The organism is Thermoflexus sp. (genome assembly GCF_025055495.1).
In the GTDB taxonomy this organism is placed as follows: domain Bacteria; phylum Chloroflexota; class Anaerolineae; order Thermoflexales; family Thermoflexaceae; genus Thermoflexus.
The window spans coordinates 1-21,288 of the sequence record NZ_JANWXB010000307.1; the positions used below are offsets into that span (position 1 = coordinate 1).

A 21,288-nucleotide genomic window follows, 5' to 3' on the forward strand; every position below is an offset into this window, starting at 1 on the left:
CGATGTTCATCGGCCGTGCGCCCCGCCACCGATCGCTTGTCCAGGATCTAAACGCACCTTATTTTATAACACAACCCCGGGCGTTTGTCAAGATGCCTCCTGGGGGACGGGCACCATCCCGTCGACCCCAAGCCCGCTGCACTTTTAATATACCGGATTCCCCGCCTGCTGTCAACACCAGGCCAGAACCCCGGGCGGGCCTTCCGATCATCGGCGTTCCTTATCCCCCTCCCCACAAAACCAGGTTGTCCGGTTGCACCCTTAACGATCCCTCCCCAGGATTCGGCCCCGCTTCTCCCCCCATTTCCTTACCCATGCCGCCACGCTGGCAAGGGGAAGGAAATGGGAGGAAAAACACCCCAAGCTTGCAACAGAGTAAAGCCGGGTTGTCCGCAACCGCTCACGAACCCGTTATGCCTGGGCAAGGCTTGGGCGGGCCTCAGGAGCCGAGACATAGCGCAGGATGAGCTGGCGGGCCGCCCGCGCCTCATCCAGGCGGCGCACGGGGGTGGTATGAGGTGCCTGCTGCACCTGCTGGGGATCCCGCCGCGCCTCCTCCGCGATCCGCCGCATCGCCTCGGCGAAAGCATCCAGCGTAGCCTTGCTTTCCGTCTCCGTCGGCTCGATCATCAAGGCTTCCGGCACGATCAATGGGAAATAATTCGTCGGCGGATGGAAGCCATAATCCATCAACCGCTTAGAGATGTCCAGAGCCCGGATAGGCGTGGCTGGCACTTTCCCCATGATCACGAACTCATGTTTGCAGAGGCGATCATAGGGCACCGGATAAATGCCCCGCAGCCGCGCCAGCAAATAGTTGGCGTTCAGCACCGCCGCCTCGGAGACCTCGCGCAGGCGCGGGCCGTGCATCCGGATGTAGGCATAGGCCCGGACGAAGACCCCGAAGTGGCCATGGAAAGCGCGCACCCGGCCGATGCTGCGCTCCGGCCAGGCCAGGGTGTAGACCGGCTCGTCCGGGCGCACCGTCCGTTCCCGATCGACGACCACGATCGGCCCAGGCAGATACGGGGCGAGCCGCTCGTTGGCCCCCACCGGGCCTGCCCCCGGCCCCCCACCGCCGTGGGGAGTGCTGAAAGTCTTGTGCAGGTTGTAATGCATCACGTCGAATCCCATCTCGCCCGGCTTGCAGATCCCCATCAGGGCGTTCATGTTCGCCCCATCCCCGTAGATCAGGCCCCCACAGCGGTGAACCAGCTCAATGGCCTCCATCAGGTTCTCATCGAAGAGCCCCAGCGTGTTGGGGTTGGTGACCATCAGCCCCGCCACCGTCTCATCGCACTCCTTGCGCAGGGCATCCAGGTCGATGTTCCCCCGCCGATCCGATGGAATGTTGACCACCTGCAGGCCCGCCATCGCCGAGGAGGCTGGGTTCGTGCCATGGGCGGAGTCCGGGATCAGCATCTTGATCCGCTTCCTCCCTTCCCCACGGTCCCGATGATACGCCCGGATCATCAGGATGCCTGCCAGCTCGCCCTGGGAACCCGCCGCCGGTTGAAGGGAGACCGCCGCAAACCCGCCGATCTCCTTGAGGAACTCCTGAAGCTGATACATCAGCGCCAGGGCGCCCTGCACCGTCTCCAGATCTTGATAAGGATGAAGATGGGCGAAGCCGGGGAGCCGAGCCATCTCCTCGTTGATCTTGGGGTTATATTTCATCGTGCAGGAGCCCAGGGGGTAAAAGCCCTTATCAACCCCATAGTTCATCTGGGAGAGCCGGACGAAATGGCGCACGACGTCGACTTCGCTGACCTCCGGAAGCGGAAGGTCTTCGCGCAGGAAGCCCTCCGGGAAGGGCGACTCCGGGACGTCGGGTTCCGGCATTTCCACGCCCCGTCGCCCGGGGACGCTGTATTCGAAGATCAACGGCTCAGGCATCCGTGACCTCCTTCCCCCACGATCCCTCACGAAGAGACACGAGAGCTAAGGACGCACGCCCTGACAGCCGGATGCCCTCGACGGGTTGTTACTCCGAGGAGGGCTCGCCGATCTCCCGCAGCGCCTCCACCAGGGCGTCGATCTCCTCCCGGGTGTTCATTTCCGTGGCGCACAGCAGCATGTGGCCAGCGAGCGCTGGATCCGCCTGCCCCAGATCATACCCGCCCAGGATCTGATAATCCTCGAGAAGGAGGCGCTGGATCTCGGCCACCGGGCGCGGCGTTCGGACCACGAACTCGTGGAAGAACGGATGTTCCTGCCAGACTTCGTAGCCCGGAAGCGCGGCGATCCGCTCCGCCAGGTAGTGGGCCTTATGATAGCAAAGTGAGGCCACCTGGCGGAGCCCATGCCGGCCCATCACAGAGAGATAAATCGTGGCCGCCAGGGCCATCAGGCCCACATTGGTGGTGATGTTGCTGGTGGCCTTCTCCCGGCGGATGTGCTGTTCGCGGGTGGAGAGGGTCAGGACATATCCCCGGCGGCCCTCCAGATCCACCGTCTCTCCCACAATCCGGCCAGGCAGCTGACGCACAAACGCCATCCGGGTGGCCATGATCCCCAGATAAGGCCCTCCAAAGCTCAAGGGGATGCCCAGGGGCTGTCCCTCGCCCACCACGATGTCCGCCCCCCAGCTCCCCGGAGGTTCGAAGAGCGCCAGGGCGATCGGATTCACCACCGCGATGAGCAGGGCGCCAGCTCGATGGACGCGATCCGCCGTCTCCCGCAGGCGGGTCGGGGGGAGCACCCGACCCAGGAAATCCGGGTAGGGGATCACCAGGGCCGCCGTCTCCGCATCCAGACGGGCTTCCAGCTCCTCCAGGAGGACCAGCGGCTGCCGCAACTGGAGAGGGGTCCATCCGGTATCCCCTTCTAACTTCACGTCCAGATGCTGAACATATGTCCGGATCACTGCCCGATATTCCGGATGGATGGTGGGAAACAGAAGCACCTTCGGCCGCTCCCCCCGGGTCAGCCGCAACGCCATCAGAACCGCTTCCGCGAGGGCGGAGGAGCCGTCATAATGGCTGGCGTTGGATACCTCCATCCCGGTGAGGGCGCAGATCATGGACTGGAACTCGAACATCGCCTGGAGGGTGCCCTGGCTGACCTCTGGCTGGTAAGGGGTATAAGCGGTGTAGAACTCCCCCCGGCGCAATAGCTCATCGATCACTGCTGGGATGAAATGCCGATAAGCGCCAGCGCCAAGGAAACACGCATACTGAGCGGTATGGATGTTGGCGTCCGCCAGGGCCTCCAGCTCCCAGCGGGTCTCCAGTTCGGTCAGGGGTTGGGGGAGGTTCAAAGGGGGGAACCGATAGGCTTCTGGCACATCGGCGAAGAGATCCTCGATCCGCTCCACGCCGATGACCCGGAGCATCTCGCGACGTTCTTCATCCGTGTGGGGAACAAAGCGCATCGGCGCCTCCCAGGACCGACGATTAAACGAGTTCGGGACGTCCCGGATCTGGGAAGAAAACCTTTGGTGTTCTTCCCAGATCCAGGAAGTTTTCGGATAGTGCCGACTTGGGACAGAACGCGCTCCTCATCTCGTTAGCTTTGCATTTATCCCCTTCCTCAAGGCCCTGTGGACCTCGGGGAGAGGGATCCGAGGATTTTGGAGCTGAAGGCGAGCGGGGGCCCTTTAGGCAATCCCACCCGCTCCTTCGGAATATCCTCAGCGAACGATACGCTTTCGACGTCTCCTCAGTGCGCGCGGGCTTCGCAATAGGCCCGATAGGCTTCCGCATCCATCAGGGTTTCATACTCCGCCGGGTCGCTGGGCCGGAACCGGATCAGCCAGGCCCGCCCATAAGGATCCTGGTTCGCCCACTCCGGGTTCTGAACCAGATCCGTGTTCACCGCGGTGATCGCCCCGCTCATCGGCATATACAGGTCGGCCGCTGCCTTAACGGACTCGATCGTCCCGAAGACCTCACCTTTCTGAAAGGTTCGGCCTACCTCGGGGAGTTCCACGTAGACCACATCGGAGAGCTGGCTCTGGGCGTAATCGGTGATGCCGCATACGGCTTCCTCACCTTCCAGGCGGACCCATTCGTCGGATTCGGTGTAGCGCAGATCCGGCGGGATGTTCATGATGACCTCCTGCAGCGAAGGATCCAGTCTCATTCTAAGCGGCCTGCAGCAGGAGAGCAATTGCGCCATGCACAATTTCGATGGGGGATTCCATGAGTGCTTTGTCCTTTTTTCATTTGGGGGTTTTCGGGGGCGGTGCGAGGGGCCTTTGCCCCCCCACCGCCCCCGAAAGATTTTTGGGGGAAGGGGCCACTGCCTTCCGGACGGGCTTCAGTTCCTCAAATCCCCAGTTGATAACTGGACAAAGCAATGAGAGACCTTTTCGGAGCGCGATAGGCAAGGCCCCTCCTCTCTTTTCTACGGCCCTTGGGGCCATAGAGCGATCACAATCCATTGGGCGAGTTCGTGGGCTTCTGCGCGTAAGCTGTAAACAGATCCCCCAGGTTAATATAAACGGTCTGTCCCTCCAGGCGAGCCCGCTGGACCAGCTTGACCAGCAGGGTCCCCAAACGCGGGAAAAGGGCACGGACCCGGGTGGCCAGATAGCCCAGGCGCAGATACCGGCCCTCCACAGCGGTGTGATGAACCTGGAACCCAGCGCGTTCGAGCATGCGCCGCAACGTCCTCCGGGAGAAGTAGTAAAGATGCATCTCCATCAACCACGGCCATCTCGCACCCAGCATTCGGGCGAAGGGGCTTTCAATATCCATCGTGTGAATCACCACCCAGCCGCCGGGTTTGAGGATTCGGTGGATTTCTTGAAGCTCCCCCATGGGATCGCTCAGGTGCTCGATCACATCCCACATGGTCACGACATCGAACCAGCCCTCTGAGAAGGCGGCTTCCCGAAGAGTCCCTTCCACCACCCGAAGCCCCCGGGCGCGGGCGATCTCCACGGCCCATCGCGAGGGCTCCACCCCCCAGGCCTCCCAGCCGTGGGCCTGGGCGATCTCCAGAAACACCCCGATATGACAGCCGATATCCAGCAACCGCCGGCCCCGCCCTGGCCCGATCAACCGCTCGATGGGTCGAAGATGGCGCTCGAACGTGAGCACCCGTCCCTCCCGTTCCAGCACATATAGGGGATCCTCCATCGCCCGATAAGTCGCCGTGATCTCGGAGGACTCATAGCGAGGATTGGCATAAACCAGGCCGCACTCCAGACACTGCACGATCGGCGGATGGATCCCATAGCCATCGCTGGTGCACCGGAAATCCGCCGCGTCATCTCGCCGTCGCGAGAGAGTGCTGGGGAAGCGCAGGCGGGTCCGGGAGGAGCCGCAGAGGTTGCAGACGACAAACTCCACCGTGCAGCCTCCAGGTTCAGATATTATGCGCAAAGCAGCGCGCCCCATGCGCAGGAACATCGGGCTTTGGGGACCCCGGAACTATTCAGCTCTCCCACAGGCTCTCACCTGATCCCACGAAAGCCGAAGGACGGTCCACAACGCCCTCGCGATCTCCCTTCGGGACACCTTGGATCGCCCATAGCGACGATCCTTAAAACGGATGGGCACCTCGGCGATCCGAAAACCCGCCCGCTGTGCCCGATAGGTGATCTCAATCAGAAACGCATACCCTTCCGCCCGGATCGTCTCCGGAGCGATCGCCCTCAGAACCCGCGGATGATAGCACCGGAAGCCCGCGGTCACGTCCCGCGGCGTTAACCTCAGCAGCGTCCGGGCGAAGCGATTGGCCCCCCGGCTTAGCAGCCGCCGATACCACGGGCTGTCCACCACCCGCCCGCCTGGAACATACCGGGAGCCGATCACCAGATCCGCCTTCCGGCTTCGCTCGATCAGGGCTGGCACGTGCATTGGATCATGGGAGAAATCCGCGTCCATCGTCAAAATTCGCTCATAACCCCGAGCCAGCCCGAACCGGAACCCGGCCACATAGGCTGTCCCCAGCCCCAGCTTGGCCGGCCGGTGGATCACGTGAATGCGGGGGTCCGCCGCCGCCATCGCTGCCACCAGCTCCCCCGTCCCATCGGGGGAGTGATCGTCCACCACCAACACCTCCAGGGGAAGGGGAAGGGACAAAAGCGCCCGGATCAGCGCCTCAATGTTCTCCCGTTCATTATAAGTAGGGATGATCATCAGGTAGCCCATGGAAACTCCAAGCCCCCCTTGGATGCTGGATAAATCCGTCTTATCAGGGATGGATGGAGCCACCGAGGACAGCCCGCCCACCCCTTAATTCCTGGGTGAGGGGAGGGAGGATTTGCCGAAAAGGGAAGGGAAGTTCCTCCACGGCGCCCACCACAAACCGAGCATGGGAGAGGCCCCGATCCCGGGCCTGGCGCATGAACTCAACCACCATTGCGGGGGTAAGATCCAGGTCCACGATTTCCTCCACCTCCGGCGCCAGGACGAGGACGGTATGGCCGCTGCCGGTTGCGACATCGAGGAGCTGCCCCCGGCCATCAAGGGCCAGTCGCGTGGCCAGCCGTTGCAGATCCTCGCCAGCCCGGTGGGAGGGATTGATCGTATAGGCTGAAGCATAACGGGAGAAGAATTCCTGTGCCTGCTTTCTGGGATCCATTGGGATGAGCTCCAGACCCAGATCATCTAATCCAATCTATCACAACTCAACATGCTACAAGATCAGGTTTCTTCGCCAGCGGGAACAACCTTTCTTCCCTTCCCCCTCTCCCCGTACCCTTTGGGCCATGGGGTGAGAGAAGAAAACACTTCCCGAGGAAGCAAGCGGCGTTTTTAAAAAGCACAGAGATCCCCGCAAAAGGCCTATCGTGGCCCTCAAATCCCACCGTGACGATCACCCGGATGGTTAGCAGCGGGCCTCGGACACCTGTAGATCGGCTGATCGAGGCCGATCTTGCCGGGTCCCACGTTCTGGTCGGGAGATGTCCAATGGGACGGATTGCGATGATGGGGAGAATGCAGTAGAATTAAAAACGCGCGGAGGGCGTAGCTCAGCGGTGAGAGCGCCTGACTGTGGATCAGGAGGTCGCGGGTTCGAACCCCGTCGCCCTCCCTGGGGCCCCCGTAGCTCAACTGGATAGAGCGCTGGACTTCGGATCCAGTGGTTGCGCGTTCGAGTCGCGCCGGGGGCGCCATGCGGTCGGTGTGGGGACTTCCCCACACCGTTTTTTTATCGCAGGACTCCTGCTACTGGCTTTCCCCAGAGGGCCTAGGGCATCCCTTCATTCTGTCGCTTTCTCAGGATCCGGCGATGACACAACCATCGGAACCAACGCCAGAGACCGCTCGTGTGCCATGGGTCCGCCCGTTGCTGATCTTCAGCGGCGCGATCCTGGGGCTGGTCGTCGCCTGGTTGTTCTCCATCGTTTCGGGGATTCCCCTCCCGATGTGGGAAGCCGTAGCGGCGATGATCCTGGGGGCTCTGCTGGGGTTCTCGGCCAGCATCCCTTCATCTAAATCTCCTCGCGGATCGTGAACGCTTCACGGATTCTCGAGAATAGGCGGAGAGACAGGCGGCCCCGCCGCTTATCCCTCCTTCCCGATCGCTGCCCCCAGATCTACGTTCCCTTCTCGCCCCCTCGCATTCCACCAGCATGACCGATCCATCCGTTCTCGAAGCTTTCGATCCGGCCCCTACCCCGGAGGGATCCTATTCTCGTTCCCGTTGCCTCTTCCGTCTTCCGTCGCGCCGCCTCGGTGGTTCTTCGAGGCCATCTCGCGCCGTAGGAGGTGAAGAAGAAATAAAAAACAGGGCGCTTCCCTGCCCACCGGATCCTCCCAAGCCCCGTAACTGGAGCAGAACAACACCCGGTTTCCAACCGGGGATAGATCATGACAGATTTTGACAGCCGATGGCCTTTAGCATGAGCCATGTTATGTCCAGCCGCACCTCCCGTTATCCAGGTTTCTATCGATTGCCGTTGGAAGCGCGCGCCCGCTGGGTGGCCGAACAGGCCGGCCTGACCCTCGAAGAACAGATGTTGCTGACCAACGGAGGTCTAACATTAGAAGAAGCCGATCATATGGTGGAAAATGTCATCGGCCGGTTCGCACTGCCCTTCGCGGTAGCCGTGAACTTCCAGGTGAACGGCCGGGAGGTCCTGGTCCCGATGGTCATTGAGGAGCCCTCGGTGGTCGCAGCCCTGTCCCACGCGGCCCGTCTGGCCCGAGCAGGGGGGGGATTCCTCGCGGGGAGCGAGGAGCCCATCATGCGGGGCCAGATCCAGGTGATGGACCTCTCGGACCTCTCCGTGGCTGCCCGGGTGATCGAGGAGCACACCGAAGCGATCCGGGCGGTGGCGGAGGCGGCCACGCCCTCCATCGTCGCCCGGGGCGGCGGTTTCCGGGGGCTGGAAGTGGTCCCGTTCCCGGCCACTCCGGTTGGGCCGATGCTGGTGGTGCATCTGCTCTATGATGTCCGGGATGCCATGGGGGCCAACGCGGTGAACGCGGTTTGTGAAGCGGTGGCTCCCCTGATCGCGGGGATCACCGGAGGACGAGTGGTCCTGCGCATCCTCTCGAACTTAGCCGATCGCCGACGGGCCTGGGCGGAGGTTCGGATCCCCCCGGAAGCCCTGGCCACGCCAGATTTTCCCGGCGATGAGGTGATCCGGGGGATTCTGGAGGCCCAGGCGCTGGCCGAGGTGGATCCCTATCGGGCGGCGACTCATAACAAGGGGATTATGAACGGCATCGATGCGGTGGCCCTGGCCACCGGCAACGACTGGCGGGCGCTTGAGGCGGGCGCCCACGCTTACGCCGCGCGGGACGGCCGATACCGACCCCTCACCCGCTGGTGGCGGGACGAAAGCGGGGTCCTGGGCGGGCGGATTGAGCTACCGCTGGCGGTGGGGATCGTAGGGGGCGCCACCCAAGCCCACCCGCTGGCCCGGGTGGCTCTGAAGATCCTAAACGTTTCCTCTGCGCGGGAGCTGGCGGAGATCATGGCCGCTGTCGGTCTGGCCCAGAACCTGGCCGCCCTCCGAGCCCTGGCTACGGAGGGGATCCAGCGCGGGCATATGGCGTTACATGCCCGCCAGATCGCCATGGCCGCCGGAGCGGCCGGCGAGGAGATCGATCGGATCGCCGAACGGCTCGTCGCTGAGCGGAACATCCGTCTGGCCCGGGCCCGGGAGCTGCTGCGGGAGCTTCGTGGATCCATCACCGGGGAGCCCCGAGAAGGAGCGCACGGATGACCTACCGGGTGGGGCTGGAACGGGGCGCGGAGGGCGGGCACATCGCCTGGGTTCTGGATTACCCGGGATGCTTCGCCTTCGGCCACACCGAGCGGGAGGTTCTGGAACGGATCCCAGAGGCGATCCGGGATTATTTCGCCTGGCTGGGCGCTCATGGGATCCCCGCCTCCGGACCCGGGGTTCCGGAGGATTTCCGGGTGGTGGAGATCTTTGATGTCTACACGATCGACGAGCGCTTTGAGCGAGGAGGCTCCCTCAAGGTAAACGCCTGGTTCCTGGACGACTGGCGGCCGCTGACTGAGGAGGAGGTGGAATTCAGCCTGCAGGTCCTCGCCGCTTCCCGGGCAGATCTTCGGGCGGCGGTCGAAGGCCTGCCGGATCCGGTTCTGGACGCTCTGCTGCCCGGACAGCGGTGGTCTATGCGCGGGGTGCTGCGCCACGTGGCCCACGGCGAGAACTGGTATCTCAGTCGACTGGGACGAGCGGTGAAAGATCCACCCGCAGAGATCTGGGCGCATCTGGATCAGGTGCGCCAGGCGCTGGAACGGGCCCTTCAGGAGTGGGTGGGGCAATCCATCGTCGTCGGCGTGGAGGGGGAGTTCTGGTCCCCGCGCAAGGTGCTGCGCCGGGCCGCGTGGCACGAGCGGGATCATGTCGCGCACCTGCACCAGCTACGCCGGGCGATGGGATGGAAGGACAAACCCTCCTCATCCAGGCTAGGGTGAAAGCGAAGCGCCCGTTGCGTGTTCTCAAAAAGAACGGGCGCTTACGTGCCCTACTACGCATGAAAACACCTCCGTTTGTAGTAGGGCACGTAAGTGCCCGTTAAAGACCAGCAGGGCCCGTGAATGCCTGTAACAAGGAGCTTCTGAACAGGCACGCATCCCTGCGTCTGACTTCAATCCCTCTGGAGGCCTTGTATGCGCGCGAATGGGGATCGAATGATGAAGCCCGCCCGGCCCGTGGGGATCGTCGGTTATGGCGCTTACGTTCCTCGTTATCGCCTGCCGGGCACAGAGATCTCCCGACTGTGGACGGGTGGGACGGAGCCGCCACCGGTCCGAGAAAAAGCTGTGCCGGGACTCGATGAAGATGTGGTGACGATGTCCATCGAGGCCGCCCGGAACGCCCTGGCCCGGGCGGGGATCCCGGCGAACCGCCTGCGGGCGGTATGGGTGGGCAGCGAATCCCACCCATACGCCGTGAAACCCAGTGCCACCATCGTCGCGGAGGCGATCGGAGCGACGCCCTACGTCCAGGCAGGCGATTGGGAGTTCGCCTGCAAGGCGGGCACAGAGGCCATGCAGGCCGCCATCGGCTTGGTGGGTTCCAGGATGGCGGATTACGCCATGGCCATCGGGATGGACACGGCTCAGGGCCGGCCGGGCGACGCGCTGGAATACACCGCTGGGGCAGGCGGAGCTGCTTTCGTTCTGGGCCCGGCGGAGGAAAGCCTGGCGATTATCGAGGGCTCACTCTCTTACGTCACGGACACACCGGACTTCTGGCGTCGGGCTCACGCCCGGTATCCGGAGCACGGCGGCCGTTTCACCGGGGAGCCGGCCTATTTCCACCACATTGTGGAAGCCGCCCGGCAGCTGATGGAGGCCCTGGGAACCCGGCCGGAAGATTACACGTATGCGGTGTTCCATCAGCCGAACGTGAAATTCCCCCAGAAAGCGGCGAAAACCCTCGGGTTCCGGCCCGAGCAGATCCAGACGGGACTTCTGGTGGACGAGATCGGCAACACCTATGCGGGGTCCTGCCTGATTGGGCTGACGGCCATCCTGGATGAGGCGCAGCCGGGTGATCGGATCCTGGCCGTATCCTTCGGCTCCGGCGCCGGATCCGACGCCTTCTCCCTGGTGGTGACGGAGGCTGTTCTGGAGCGGAGGGATCGAGCGCCCCGAACCCGGGATTATATCGCCCGTCGCGTGGTGATCGATTACGCCACATATGCCCGTTATCGAAAGAAGATCGTGCTGGACACAGCGGCGTGAGGAGGAGCGATGCGAGAAGTGGCGATTATCGGGGTGGGTCAGACCCCTGTGGGGGAGCATTGGGGGAAAGGGTTGCGGGAGTTAGCGCTGGAGGCGCTGGAGGCCGCCATGCGGGATGCAGGGGTGGAGCGGCTGGATGCCCTGTATGTCGGGAATATGCTCTCGGGACAGGTGGAGGCCCAGGAGCACCTGGGGGCGCTGGTGGCGGATTTCGCCGGGATGCACGGGGTGGAGGCTGTCAAGGTCGAGGCGGCGTGCGCCTCCGGTGCCGCCGCGTTGCGCATCGGCTATGCCATGATCGCCGGCGGCCTGGCGGACTTTGTGGCCGTGGTGGGGGTGGAGAAGATGACGGACGCCGCTGGGGAAGCGATTACGGCTGCCCTGGCCACTGCAGCCGACGCCGAATACGAGGCGGTCCATGGCATGACGTTCACCGCCCTGAACGCCCTGCTGATGCGCCGCTATATGCACGAATACGGCTACCGGCGGGAGGACTTCGCGCCGTTCTCCATTAATGCGCATCGCAACGCCGTCCACAATCCTCGCGCGATGTTGCGGTTCCCGATCACCGAGGAAGCCTTCGCCTCGGCCCGGATGATCGCCGATCCGATCACGCTCCTGGACGCCTCGCCGATTTGCGATGGGGCGGCGGCGGTGATCTTGTGTCCGGCGGACCAGGCCCGAGCGTTCCATGAACGCCCGGTCCGCATTCTGGCGTCCGCTGTGGCCACCGACACGGTGGCTCTGCACGATCGCCGGGATCCCCTCTGGCTGGAGGCGGTCGCCCTCTCGGCCTACCGGGCCTTCCAGCAGGCAGGGGCTCGCCCGGAGGACATCGATTTCTTCGAACTCCACGACGCCTTCACGATCATGGCGGCCCTCTCCCTGGAAGCCAGCGGCTTCGCGCCGCGGGGACGAGGGGTGGCCATGGCGCTGGAGGGAGCGATCTTCCGGGACGGCCGGCTCCCGATCGCGACCATGGGCGGTCTGAAAGCGCGGGGGCATCCGGTCGGGGCCACCGGGATCTATCAGGTGGTGGAGGCAGTCCTGCAACTGCGTGGCCAGGCTGGGCCCAACCAGATCCCGCACGCCCGCCTGGGAATGACCCAGAACATTGGGGGGACGGGGGCCACCGTGATCACCCACATCCTGGAGGCTATAGATTAAGCGGAACGAGGTGCCTTCGGCCGTCTATCCGGTCCCTCGTGCTCCAGGCATCTTGGATGGGGAGGTTTTCAGAAGCCGGGTCGAAGGCCTCCGGCTCAGCTCCCGAACCCAAAAACACAAAGCCAGATCCGATCCCACAAGGGATCATCAATCGCCCAATATCTATTTGGAAGGAGGTTCCCATGCATCCGGCGCGCGCATGGCGCGGACGATCTCAGCGATATCGCCTGGAAGGGGAAATCTGCGAAGGGTGCGGCGCCCGTCTGTTCCCGCCCCGGGACATCTGTCCGGAGTGCCAGCGGCCGGCGCGCACGCCATATCCGCTCTCGGGCCGAGGGGAAGTGTATTCTTACACGGTGGTCTACGAGCCGCCGGCGGGGTATGAAGAGCAGGCACCTTATATCGTGGCGCTGATCAAGCTGGAGGAAGGCCCGCTGATCTCGGCGATGCTCACCGATGTGGAGCCGGAGGAGGTCTATATCGGGATGCCGGTGGAGATGGTCACCCGGGTCCTGCACCGACAGGGCGAGCGCGGGGTGATCGCTTACGGCTACAAATTCCGCCCCGTCCTCCGCCGCATGGCGACCATGCCTGCTCAGCCAGCCACGGTAACGGCATGACAGAAGCTTAAGGGGCTGGGCCGGTCTCCGAGAGCGCCCGGCCCAGCCCCTCAGGGCATTTGCCTTTTCCTTCCCCCCGGCCCAAAGGGCCAAGGGGAGGGCTGGGGCCCGCGGTCCCCAGCCCAGCCCCCAAAAACCCCTCAGCGCTGAGGATCCGCCTGCCATTCCTCATATCGAGCGAGGGTGAACAGCATGGCGGGTAATCGCTCCAGATATTCCCGCACTGTTGAATCCGCCTGGGATTGCTTCTGGTGATCCTGACTCATTCGTCGAGTCATAATCGACAGAAGATCCAGGATCGCCCCACTTACCGTATCGCCCGGAAGTTCGGAGAACCCACGAGAAAGACACTCGCACTCCAGCGCCTCCCGTGTTTCCTCCAACCAGCGCGTCCGCCCCGCCACAAAAGATGAAAAATCCCCGGTCTGGGGAATAACAGAGGGTCCGATCATTCGCTGAAGATCCATTTGCAGAGCCAGCAAAACATCCTGAACCCGAGCGCTGTGGGCACAGGCGCGGGCAAAACCCAACCAGGCGATCAACTCGAGGAGGAGCGTGTCGAGGGATGGGTTCATGCTTTGAGGCATTCTGCCATACAAGGCCTGGAACTTCTCAGATTTCCGGGATTCAAGCTCCGACTGGAGGGACATATTTTTCTCCTTAATTTCTTTGGGGCTTGGGATGCGGGGCTGGGGCCTGAAGGCCTCCGGCCTCGCCCCCAAGGATTTCTTCCTTCCCTCTACGGTTCCCAGGGGTGGAGAGAAGGAAAAAAGGAGGAGAAATATTCGGTTTTCTTCGCCGAACCAGTGATCAAATCCCAAAAACACGAAATAAAGCGTTATTCCAACCTCACGAATCCAGGAGATCTCCGGAGGGGCGCGAGGGGCAATGTTGAGATCGCTGGATGCTTGTGGGATTGTAAGAGTTACATCGTTCGGGACGCGATGGCCAGGGCCGGACGGCCCTATTCCCTACCGCTCCCTTTCCCCACGGTTCTCCGAGCTGTGGGGAATTCCCCTTAACGGAGAAGGACGGCAAGCTAACTTAATTATAGTCATTATCATCTTTATTTACCAAACTCTGACAAAGGCATCCGGTAGACTTGCCCGCTGAGGTATTCGCGAGGTGTTGGGCGCTGAAGATACTTGGCGCCCCACGATCAGATTCCCCTCCTCCGCCCACTGTTTTAGGAGTTCATTTCCGCCGGAGGATCTGCATCTCCCCTCCCCGGGATGAGGGCGTCATATCCTTCCCGGGCATGGCGGATATGCCGGTAGAGATAATAAGCGAACCCGCCCAACAAGGCGAAGGCGATCGGGATATCGAAGGGCCGCATAATCCGACGTAGCTCCTCCCAGTGCTGTCCGAACAGATAACCGCCCATCGCCAGACCTGCGCACCAGATGAAGGAACCGACAAAGCTCAATAGCGCGAAAGGGAAAATCGGGATGCGCGTGACGCCCGCGGGGAACGAAATGAACGTGCGCACAATCGGGAGCAAACGGGAGATAAAAGTGGCCCACATCCCCCAGCGGACAAACCATCGATCCGCGGCCTCCAGATCGCGTGGGCTGATCAGAAGGTAGCGTCCATATCGGAAGAGGAAAGGTCTGCCACCGTAATACCCCATTCCATAGGATAGCAAGGAGCCCAGCGTGCAACCCAGCCCTCCATACCATCCACCCGCCAGAGCCGCCTGAAGAAGCGTCCCTCCCCGGGCCTGGACCAGCATCCAGCCTGCCAGGGGCATGGTGACCTCGCTGGGGATAGGAATGTTGGCGCTCTCCAGCGCCATCACGATGGCCGCGCCTCCCCATCCCATCCATTGAAACAAATTCTGAAGGAACAACACCAGTTGATGCTCCAGAGCCTCCATGTTCCCTCCGCGAAGGAAATAGGCGGATCGCCTTTGCACGAAAGCCAGGGCTACGAGATAGGAAGTGAAGCTGTCCACCTGCCGCCTCACCCCCAGGTTTGCAAACCCATCCTATGAACTCCATTCGCACAGACTTGGCGAGCCTCGATCCAGGTGTAACTGCTATTCATTGTGTTTATTTTAACACCAAATGTGATTTTCCGAACCCAGAACCTTTTGGAGCAGATGAGGCCGATAGAGGCGGCTCCAACTGTCCCAAAAATTTTAAATTCCCGCTCTGTGCGGCCTTTCAAGCCTCTGCACTTTCATCTCCCCTGGGTCTTGAAGCCGGGGGAAGGAGAGGTAAGGGAAAGAGGCAGATCCCCGGCCTGTCGTAGCGAATTGCGTTATATTAATGAGTAACATGGGGAGGCTCTCGTATGCCTGTCCGCTCGCTTCGACAAAGCTTAAGCGAACTGGATTTGGCGCATCTGCGGGTGATCGCGCGCTTCTGGGAGGTCGATCCGCAGACTCTCTCCCGTGAGGCGTTGATCGCCCGGTTGTTGCCGGTGATGATGGACCCGGAACGCCAGGGCGCGCACTGGACCCGGCTGGGGCTGGAGGAGCAGGAGGCTCTCCGAACCCTGGTGAGGGCGGGAGGGGCCATGCCTTCTGTCACTTTCCAGCGGCGCTTTGGGGAGATCCGACGGGTGGGGGCTGCCCGCCTGGAAAGTGAGCGCCTCTGGGAACGACCCACGGGTCCAGCGGAGGCCCTCTGGTTTCGGGGATGGATCTTCCTGGGATTTGTGGAGCAGCCGGCTGGCTTTGAGGAGGTGGTGTTCATTCCGGATGAGCTGTTGCTGGGCCTGCCGGCCGTGGAGGAGGCGCCCCGCTCTCAGACACCGGAGGCGCTCCCCACTGCCCCCGCCCCGGTTCGAACTCGACGGGCGGGGACAGCGCCGGCAGATGATTTCTGCACCCTGTTGAGCTTTGTGCACAACGAGGCGCCTCCGGCTGCCGTGACCTCGGAGGAGATATGGGCGCAATTTCCGATCTTGCGTCGGCAGCTCCGGTGGCCTCAACGGGAGCGCTGGTCGCTACTCTGGCATCTGGCCGGAACGCTCCAGATGATCCAGGTCCGGCGGGACTTCTTCCGCCTGGATCCAGAAGTCACCACGCGCTGGCTCCAGGCCCCGCTGATGGAGCAATTGCGCGCCCTCCTCGAGGCCTGGCGGGACAGCGTGACGTGGAACGATCTCTTTCATGTGCCCACCTTACGGCCGGAGCCCACCGGTTCCTGGCAGAACGATCCCCGGCTACCTCGTCAGACCCTGCTGCAGCTTCTGGCCCGGTTGGATCCGGGATGCTGGTATGCGATCCCTGATCTCATCCAAGAGATCAAGGCGAAGAATCCGACGTTCCAGCGGACCGAGGCGGAGTTCTCCACGTGGTATATCCGGGATGTGAGGACCGGAGATTACCTGCGAGGATTTGAAAACTGGGATCAGGTGGAAGGCGCTCTCCTTCGCTATCTGTTGACCGGCCCTCTTCACTGGCTGGGGATGGTGGATCTGGGGGAGCCGGATCGGATCCGGCTTTCGCCCTTCGGGGCAGCTTATCTGGGAAAGGGGGATCTGCCCCCAGATGGGGATACGCGTTTTGTCCTGCTGGAAGACGGAACCATTGAGGTCGGGGCTGCCCGTCGGTATGAACGCTTCCAGATCACCCGGATCGCTGATTGGGTCGCTTCGGGAGAGGTCTATCGGTATCGGATCACCGCCCGTTCCCTGGCCCGAGCGCGAGGGCAGAACATCGGCCCGGAACGGATTCTGGACTTCTTCCAGCGCTACGATCTGACCCCCTCGGAGGCGCTGAGCCGCGCCTTAATGCGCTGGGCCAACCGGGGAACGGAGGCCACCGTGAAGCAGGCGCTGGTGCTGCGCGTGAACGACCCTGAACTGTTGCGTCAGCTGCTGGCCACCGAAGCCCGCCGGTATGTGCAGGATGTGCTCTCGCCGGTGGCAGCCATCATCCATCCGGACAGCTGGGCTTCGGTGCGCGCGGCGCTTCTACGGCTCGGCGTGGTGCCCGAGGAGTCCCTTGAAGCGGAACGCGGGGAGCCTCCTGGATCCTGATCTTCAGACCGATTGCGGATTGCCGTTGGAGTCCCGTCGGACAAGGTGGAACGATCCCACTTCTTTGTCTCCCACTTTCCATGGCCCAAAGGGCCGCGGAAAGTGGGAGACAAGATTTCTTGGAGGGCAGCACCGGGCACCTTCGGCGCCCGGCACTTTCCTTTGGAGAAGCCAACTGCGTGACTCCTACATGCAGAACGCCTATGCGAGTGATTCATCTATACAAAGACTACTTTCCCATCCTCGGAGGGATCGAAAACCACATCCGCGCCCTGGCGAAAGCCCAAGTCCGCCTGGGGCTTGAGGTGATCGTCCTGGTAACTTCCCCAACCCGGAAAACGATCGAGCTTCTGGATGGATCGGTTCGGGTTCTGAAGGCCTCTCGCTGGCTCACAGTGGCCTCCACCCCGTTGAGCCCGGTGTTCTTCCTGTATGCCCGCCGCCTCCTCCCTCAATGCGATCTGGTCCACCTCCATCATCCCTACCCTCCGGCGGAGATCGCCTATCTCCTGAGCGGAGGGAGCACGCCCGCTGTTCTGACTTACCACAGCGACATCGTGCGCCAGCGCCTGAGCGGCCGGCTCTATCGTCCATGGCTTTATCGGGTCCTCGCCCGGGTCGCACGGATCCTGGTAACCAGCCCGATTTACCTGGAGACCTCGCCTCACCTGCGGGCCTTCCGAGACAAATGCCGTGTTGTTCCTCTGGGCATCGACGTCGCCCGCTTTCTCTCTGTGTCCGCTGAGGCAGCCCGGGCTCTACGATCCTCCTGGTGTCCGGCCTCCCATCGTCCCCACGTGCTCTTCGTCGGACGCCTTCGCTACTATAAGGGAATCGACACATTGCTCTATGCCCTCGCCCGCCTGCCGGATATCCATGCCACCATCGTGGGGACCGGCCCGATGGAACGCGCCTGGCGGACGCTGGCCCGGAACCTCCAGCTCCTCGATCGGGTGCACTTCCTGGGGGAGGTTTCGGATTCGGAGCTGCCGCTGGTATACCATGCGGCGGATCTCTTCGTCCTCCCTGCCAATACCCGGGCGGAGGCGTTCGGGACCGTGCTCCTGGAGGCAATGGCCGCAGGCCTTCCGGTCATCGCTACAGAGATCGGAACTGGGACCACATGGGTTGTTGGAGAAGCGGGATGGATGGTTCCCCCGCGAGATCCTGTAGCGCTGGCGGAGGCGATCCGGGAGGCCTTCAACCAGCCGGGGGCGGCCCGGGCGCGAGGACGCCAGGGCCAGGAACGCGTGCGGCGGGAATTCACCGTCGAGAAAATGGCGCAAAGCGTGCTGGAGATCTATGAGGAAGTTCTCCACCAAGCCACCCCCCAGAGCGCCAGCCCCAATCCATAAAGGGGAAGCCCCCATCCGACCGATGGGATCAGCCCCAGATGATCGATCCAGAGGCTCCATACCTGAACCAGTTCCGGTCCTGCTCCACCCAGCATCGCCCAGGGCAGAGCCAGCGCCAATCGCCGTCGCCATGACATGGGCCAGAACGGGAGGGAGCCAATCAGGATCATCGTTAACAGTCCTCCCAGGAATCCGCCCCGTCCCTCGATCGAAAGGGGATTCAGGAGGTCCGGGTATGGAGGCCAGGTCGCGAGCGGCCATAACCCGGCCAGGGCCCACAGCAGATATCGCGGGGAGCGAAGCGATCTCTCTGTTTCCGCCAGAGCCAGGAGGGCCAGCGCAAGGGCCAGGCCCCACAGAGGGACCCACAGGCGTTCCCGCAGAAGCGGTCCATAGCCCGCCCGCTGAAAGAAAACCAGAAAGGGGACCAGATCGAAACCTGAAAAGGTCAGCCCGGCCGTATGGCCGTCGATCCAGGGGGCCCAGTATCCGACCAGCATCCCTCCCCAGGCCAGCCAGGCCAGGAGCCATCCGGATCCTCCAGTTTGAGGCGATTTGGTCGAAATCCCCACCGCCGTTCTCCAGGGTAGGAGTTCTTCGGCTTGCTGCCCCCCATCTCCCCCCCGACAGCCCCAAGGGCCGTGAGGAGGGGGGACACAGAGGGGCCACTCCCCCTCGTCTCATCGGCTCACTCCTAAAGGGAATTGGCGGAACACCGGGTAGGAAGGCAAAGGATCTTTCGGGCACGGGCGAGGCCGCCCAAGGCCCATAGGGTGCGCCCTGGAAGATCACGGTCCGGAGGGGAAAAATTCTGCGGGCGTTGGCGTGGGCGGAGGCGGCACTGTGGTCAGAATACCGGTCAGGATCAGGCTGAGCACGGCCAGAATGGCCAAAACGATGAAAACCGTCTGCTGCCACCGGTAAGTAGACGAGCGACGCGGCATCACGTATATCCTCCCTAATTATTTTCAGGAATTACGCAGTTTGCTCCCTCGGGAAGTCCTTTATCTCCTCATGGCCCTCTGGGCCATAGGGAGGAGGGTTTTTAATTTTGCGGGCGCCCTCGCCTGCGCCCACGACACAAACGAACAAGAGGCGCGATCCGTCCCAAGTAAGCGCGATCATCTTCTCTTGGCTTATCTTCCGAACCCGTGCAACTGGCTGGGCCCATTGGATTCAGGGAAGCCACGTTACAATAATATCTGCTATCACCTTTCAGAGGGTGAGGAGAGCCTTCTTCTTGCCTCCTCTCCGCCGCTCGGAGGGCCTTCCTCATCCTACAAGATCTCGCGGGAAAACAAGGCGCTTCATCATCTTCGGGAAGAAAAAGCGATGTCGCGGCGCGGTGAGGTGCTGTTAGCGACTGGGATTTTACTCATCCTCTGGCATCTACTTGCGGAGATCGTTCGACGGCCCATCCTCCCTACGCCGATGGCGGTTGGAGCGGCTCTGGTGCAGGAGCTACCGGGAGATCTGGCATTGCACCTTTTAGCCAGCGCCGGACGGGTGGTGATCAGCATCGCCCTCTCCATTGCCACGGCTGCTCCGCTGGGGCTAGCCCTGGGCCTTAGCCCGCGGCTGCACCGGCTGATTTCCCCTTTTCTCTATATTCTCTACCCGATCCCCAAGGTCGTGCTGGTGCCCATTCTGATCCTGTTTTTCGGTGTGGGGGATCTGGCCAAAATCCTGTTAATCTTTTTGATCCTGTTCTTTCAGATCCTGGTGCTGGTGCGAGACGCAGCAGCGAACCTGCGGCCGGAGCTGTTGCTGTCGGTGCGGAGCCTGGGGGCCGGACGGCGGGCGCTGTTCCGCTTTGTTTATATTCCGGCCTCCCTCCCGGCCATCCTGACCGCGGTGCGACAGAGCATCGGCACGGCCGTCGCTGTGCTGTATCTGAGCGAGCTGCTCGCCACACGCTACGGCCTGGGCTATTACATCTACATCCAGGCCAGCACCTTCTTCGATTATCCGGCGATGTATGCCGGGATCGCCTTGATGAGCACCTTGGGCCTCGCTCTTTACCTACTGGTGGATGCGTTAGAGCGGCGCTGGTGTCGCTGGATGTTCTCGACGTAGGAATTTAATATTTGGAGCGGGCGGTCCCGCCTGCCCCAAAGCATTTGGTTTATTCGCTGTTCGTTTGGTGGCTGGATCGCTACGAAAAGGAGCCCAGACGGCTGCTTTTCACCGCGTTCTTCTGGGGGATGTTGCCCGCGGTTGTCCTCGCCATTCTTGCCGAGGTGGCCCTGGAGCCCCTGCTGGAGGAAGGGCTTGTGCGGGATCTGATCTCCGGCAGCCTGGTGGCGCCTCTTGCGGAAGAGACCGCCAAAGGGCTTTTCCTCCTGCTCCTTTTCTGGTTCCAGCGCGGGGAAATCGACAGCCTCTACGATGGATTTCTTTACGGTTCCCTGGTGGGCTTTGGATTCGAAGCCACGGAGAACTTCTTCTACCTGATCGCGGCGAGCGAAGAAGGCGGCGCGGAAAGCATGCGAATCGTGGCGTTGCTCCGGATCGGCCTCTTCGGCCTGAGCCATGCGGTTTTCGCAGGCTTCACGGGCCTGGGCCTGGCGGGGGTTCCTGAGCATTGTCGCGGCCAACTGGATGGGGGTGCTGATGGTGCTGGCACTGGGGCTGTGGGGGCTTTACCGGGAGCGGACGTGGATCACGCGCTACCTCCGAGAGGAGGTCGAGCAGGGGATCCTCCCCGAATCGATCTATCGGGACAGCCGCTCGCTGTGGCGGAGGGGAGCACGGCGCTGGGGGGCGCTGTTGCGAGGAGACTTAGAGAGATGGCGGCGATTGGGACGCATCTATCGGACGACGATCGAGCTGGCTTTCCGAAAGCATCAACGGGAAGCGCTTGGGGAGGCGCACTGGGAATCGGAGATCGAACGATTACGTCAGGAACTCAAGCGGTGGGTGCGATCTTAGCCGATTGGGCTGAGGAAGCGAGCTACGCAACTCCTAAAAAAGCGGGGGTGGATCCACCGAGATCCACCCCCGCGCCTTTTCCAACCGAACAGAGC

20 protein-coding genes, 2 tRNA genes and 1 pseudogene are annotated in these 21,288 nt (G+C 62.5%); 13 read left to right on the forward strand and 10 right to left on the reverse strand.

Annotation, left to right across the window (positions count from 1 at the left end; genetic code table 11):
- Positions 1-411: 411 nt before the first annotated feature.
- The 6 genes from gcvPB to NZM16_RS09645 all read right to left on the reverse strand — a co-directional run bounded on the left by gcvPB (position 412) and on the right by NZM16_RS09645 (position 6,534).
- Positions 412-1,896 (reverse strand): aminomethyl-transferring glycine dehydrogenase subunit GcvPB, encoded by a 1,485-nt coding sequence (gene gcvPB, locus NZM16_RS09620; RefSeq protein ID WP_295480162.1) that lies wholly within the window; start codon positions 1,894-1,896, stop codon positions 412-414.
- An 88-nt stretch (positions 1,897-1,984) separates the two neighbouring features.
- A complete protein-coding gene (gcvPA, locus tag NZM16_RS09625; RefSeq protein WP_295480164.1) occupies positions 1,985-3,373 on the reverse strand; it encodes an aminomethyl-transferring glycine dehydrogenase subunit GcvPA in 1,389 nt (462 codons plus the stop codon).
- A gap of 287 nt (positions 3,374-3,660) precedes the next feature.
- Positions 3,661-4,050: a glycine cleavage system protein GcvH gene (gene gcvH / locus NZM16_RS09630; RefSeq protein ID WP_295451985.1), complete on the reverse strand. Its 390-nt coding sequence runs from the start codon at positions 4,048-4,050 to the stop codon at positions 3,661-3,663.
- A gap of 323 nt (positions 4,051-4,373) precedes the next feature.
- The gene (locus NZM16_RS09635) at positions 4,374-5,297 is read right to left on the reverse strand and encodes a class I SAM-dependent methyltransferase (RefSeq protein ID WP_295451982.1); all 924 of its coding nucleotides are present in this window, start codon (positions 5,295-5,297) and stop codon (positions 4,374-4,376) included.
- Positions 5,298-5,378: 81 nt separating this feature from the next.
- On the reverse strand, positions 5,379-6,101 hold the full coding sequence (locus NZM16_RS09640) for a polyprenol monophosphomannose synthase (protein WP_295451980.1): 723 nt from the start codon (positions 6,099-6,101) through the stop codon (positions 5,379-5,381).
- A gap of 43 nt (positions 6,102-6,144) precedes the next feature.
- Positions 6,145-6,534 (reverse strand): methyltransferase domain-containing protein, encoded by a 390-nt coding sequence (locus NZM16_RS09645; RefSeq protein ID WP_295451978.1) that lies wholly within the window; start codon positions 6,532-6,534, stop codon positions 6,145-6,147.
- A 380-nt stretch (positions 6,535-6,914) separates the two neighbouring features.
- Between NZM16_RS09645 and NZM16_RS09650 the strand changes: the two genes are divergently transcribed.
- From NZM16_RS09650 to NZM16_RS09685, 8 genes are all read left to right on the forward strand, one after another.
- Positions 6,915-6,987 (forward strand) — tRNA-His (locus NZM16_RS09650).
- Positions 6,988-6,992: 5 nt separating this feature from the next.
- Positions 6,993-7,069 (forward strand) — tRNA-Arg (locus NZM16_RS09655).
- Positions 7,070-7,185: 116 nt separating this feature from the next.
- Entirely contained in the window at positions 7,186-7,410 is a 225-nt protein-coding gene (locus tag NZM16_RS09660) for a hypothetical protein (protein WP_295451975.1), read from the forward strand.
- A 400-nt stretch (positions 7,411-7,810) separates the two neighbouring features.
- On the forward strand, positions 7,811-9,130 hold the full coding sequence (locus NZM16_RS09665; RefSeq protein WP_295480166.1) for a hydroxymethylglutaryl-CoA reductase, degradative: 1,320 nt from the start codon (positions 7,811-7,813) through the stop codon (positions 9,128-9,130).
- Complete coding sequence (locus tag NZM16_RS09670) at positions 9,127-9,855, forward strand: DinB family protein (protein ID WP_295480167.1); 729 nt, start codon at positions 9,127-9,129, stop codon at positions 9,853-9,855. The genes NZM16_RS09665 and NZM16_RS09670 overlap by 4 nt, the downstream gene beginning before the upstream one ends.
- A 195-nt stretch (positions 9,856-10,050) precedes the next feature.
- On the forward strand, positions 10,051-11,130 hold the full coding sequence (locus tag NZM16_RS09675) for a hydroxymethylglutaryl-CoA synthase (protein ID WP_295480169.1): 1,080 nt from the start codon (positions 10,051-10,053) through the stop codon (positions 11,128-11,130).
- A 9-nt stretch (positions 11,131-11,139) separates the two neighbouring features.
- Entirely contained in the window at positions 11,140-12,297 is a 1,158-nt protein-coding gene (locus NZM16_RS09680; RefSeq protein ID WP_295451969.1) for a thiolase domain-containing protein, read from the forward strand.
- Between the two features lie 182 nt (positions 12,298-12,479).
- Positions 12,480-12,917 (forward strand): Zn-ribbon domain-containing OB-fold protein, encoded by a 438-nt coding sequence (locus NZM16_RS09685; RefSeq protein WP_295451967.1) that lies wholly within the window; start codon positions 12,480-12,482, stop codon positions 12,915-12,917.
- A gap of 140 nt (positions 12,918-13,057) precedes the next feature.
- Here the strand turns inward: NZM16_RS09685 and NZM16_RS09690 are convergent, their stop codons facing one another.
- Together NZM16_RS09690 and NZM16_RS09695 are read right to left on the reverse strand one after the other, a co-directional pair.
- Positions 13,058-13,492 (reverse strand): ATP:cob(I)alamin adenosyltransferase, encoded by a 435-nt coding sequence (locus tag NZM16_RS09690; protein WP_295451964.1) that lies wholly within the window; start codon positions 13,490-13,492, stop codon positions 13,058-13,060.
- Positions 13,493-14,103: 611 nt separating this feature from the next.
- Positions 14,104-14,793 carry a DedA family protein gene (locus NZM16_RS09695; protein WP_295451962.1) on the reverse strand — a complete coding sequence of 230 codons (690 nt, stop codon included), beginning with the start codon at positions 14,791-14,793 and terminating at the stop codon, positions 14,104-14,106.
- A gap of 419 nt (positions 14,794-15,212) precedes the next feature.
- On the opposite strand from NZM16_RS09695, the gene NZM16_RS09700 reads away from it, so the two are divergent.
- Complete coding sequence (locus NZM16_RS09700; protein WP_295451959.1) at positions 15,213-16,907, forward strand: helicase-associated domain-containing protein; 1,695 nt, start codon at positions 15,213-15,215, stop codon at positions 16,905-16,907.
- Positions 16,908-17,110: 203 nt separating this feature from the next.
- The gene (locus tag NZM16_RS09705; protein ID WP_295451957.1) at positions 17,111-18,262 is read left to right on the forward strand and encodes a glycosyltransferase; all 1,152 of its coding nucleotides are present in this window, start codon (positions 17,111-17,113) and stop codon (positions 18,260-18,262) included.
- On the opposite strand, the gene NZM16_RS09710 is transcribed toward NZM16_RS09705, so the two are convergent.
- Together NZM16_RS09710 and NZM16_RS09715 are read right to left on the reverse strand one after the other, a co-directional pair.
- Positions 18,208-18,834 (reverse strand): hypothetical protein, encoded by a 627-nt coding sequence (locus NZM16_RS09710; RefSeq protein WP_295451956.1) that lies wholly within the window; start codon positions 18,832-18,834, stop codon positions 18,208-18,210. The two genes, NZM16_RS09705 and NZM16_RS09710, sit on opposite strands and share 55 nt — an antisense overlap.
- A gap of 216 nt (positions 18,835-19,050) precedes the next feature.
- Positions 19,051-19,206: a hypothetical protein gene (locus NZM16_RS09715; protein WP_295451953.1), complete on the reverse strand. Its 156-nt coding sequence runs from the start codon at positions 19,204-19,206 to the stop codon at positions 19,051-19,053.
- Positions 19,207-19,594: 388 nt separating this feature from the next.
- Between NZM16_RS09715 and NZM16_RS09720 the strand changes: the two genes are divergently transcribed.
- From NZM16_RS09720 to NZM16_RS09730, 3 genes and pseudogenes are all read left to right on the forward strand, one after another.
- On the forward strand, positions 19,595-20,338 hold the full coding sequence (locus NZM16_RS09720) for an ABC transporter permease (protein ID WP_295480171.1): 744 nt from the start codon (positions 19,595-19,597) through the stop codon (positions 20,336-20,338).
- Positions 20,339-20,466: 128 nt separating this feature from the next.
- Positions 20,467-20,781: pseudogene (locus NZM16_RS14070) on the forward strand (PrsW family glutamic-type intramembrane protease); the annotation flags it as partial.
- A 13-nt stretch (positions 20,782-20,794) separates the two neighbouring features.
- Positions 20,795-21,193 carry a hypothetical protein gene (locus NZM16_RS09730; RefSeq protein WP_295451947.1) on the forward strand — a complete coding sequence of 133 codons (399 nt, stop codon included), beginning with the start codon at positions 20,795-20,797 and terminating at the stop codon, positions 21,191-21,193.
- The last annotated feature ends 95 nt before the right edge of the window (positions 21,194-21,288 follow it).

What these genes read in the sequence shown, in the direction of transcription:
- gcvPB (WP_295480162.1), bottom strand. Translation starts at nt 1,896, where the DNA reads ATGCCTGAGCCGTTGATCTTCGAATACAGCGTCCCCGGGCGACGGGGC.
- gcvPA (WP_295480164.1), bottom strand. Translation starts at nt 3,373, where the DNA reads ATGCGCTTTGTTCCCCACACGGATGAAGAACGTCGCGAGATGCTCCGG.
- gcvH (WP_295451985.1), bottom strand. Translation starts at nt 4,050, where the DNA reads ATGAACATCCCGCCGGATCTGCGCTACACCGAATCCGACGAATGGGTC.
- NZM16_RS09640 (WP_295451980.1), bottom strand. Translation starts at nt 6,101, where the DNA reads ATGGGCTACCTGATGATCATCCCTACTTATAATGAACGGGAGAACATT.
- NZM16_RS09645 (WP_295451978.1), bottom strand. Translation starts at nt 6,534, where the DNA reads ATGGATCCCAGAAAGCAGGCACAGGAATTCTTCTCCCGTTATGCTTCA.
- NZM16_RS09660 (WP_295451975.1), top strand. Translation starts at nt 7,186, where the DNA reads ATGACACAACCATCGGAACCAACGCCAGAGACCGCTCGTGTGCCATGG.
- NZM16_RS09665 (WP_295480166.1), top strand. Translation starts at nt 7,811, where the DNA reads ATGTCCAGCCGCACCTCCCGTTATCCAGGTTTCTATCGATTGCCGTTG.
- NZM16_RS09670 (WP_295480167.1), top strand. Translation starts at nt 9,127, where the DNA reads ATGACCTACCGGGTGGGGCTGGAACGGGGCGCGGAGGGCGGGCACATC.
- NZM16_RS09675 (WP_295480169.1), top strand. Translation starts at nt 10,051, where the DNA reads ATGCGCGCGAATGGGGATCGAATGATGAAGCCCGCCCGGCCCGTGGGG.
- NZM16_RS09680 (WP_295451969.1), top strand. Translation starts at nt 11,140, where the DNA reads ATGCGAGAAGTGGCGATTATCGGGGTGGGTCAGACCCCTGTGGGGGAG.
- NZM16_RS09685 (WP_295451967.1), top strand. Translation starts at nt 12,480, where the DNA reads ATGCATCCGGCGCGCGCATGGCGCGGACGATCTCAGCGATATCGCCTG.
- NZM16_RS09690 (WP_295451964.1), bottom strand. Translation starts at nt 13,492, where the DNA reads ATGAACCCATCCCTCGACACGCTCCTCCTCGAGTTGATCGCCTGGTTG.
- NZM16_RS09695 (WP_295451962.1), bottom strand. Translation starts at nt 14,793, where the DNA reads ATGGAGGCTCTGGAGCATCAACTGGTGTTGTTCCTTCAGAATTTGTTT.
- NZM16_RS09700 (WP_295451959.1), top strand. Translation starts at nt 15,213, where the DNA reads ATGCCTGTCCGCTCGCTTCGACAAAGCTTAAGCGAACTGGATTTGGCG.
- NZM16_RS09705 (WP_295451957.1), top strand. Translation starts at nt 17,111, where the DNA reads ATGCGAGTGATTCATCTATACAAAGACTACTTTCCCATCCTCGGAGGG.
- NZM16_RS09715 (WP_295451953.1), bottom strand. Translation starts at nt 19,206, where the DNA reads ATGCCGCGTCGCTCGTCTACTTACCGGTGGCAGCAGACGGTTTTCATC.
- NZM16_RS09720 (WP_295480171.1), top strand. Translation starts at nt 19,595, where the DNA reads ATGTCGCGGCGCGGTGAGGTGCTGTTAGCGACTGGGATTTTACTCATC.
- NZM16_RS09730 (WP_295451947.1), top strand. Translation starts at nt 20,795, where the DNA reads ATGCGGTTTTCGCAGGCTTCACGGGCCTGGGCCTGGCGGGGGTTCCTG.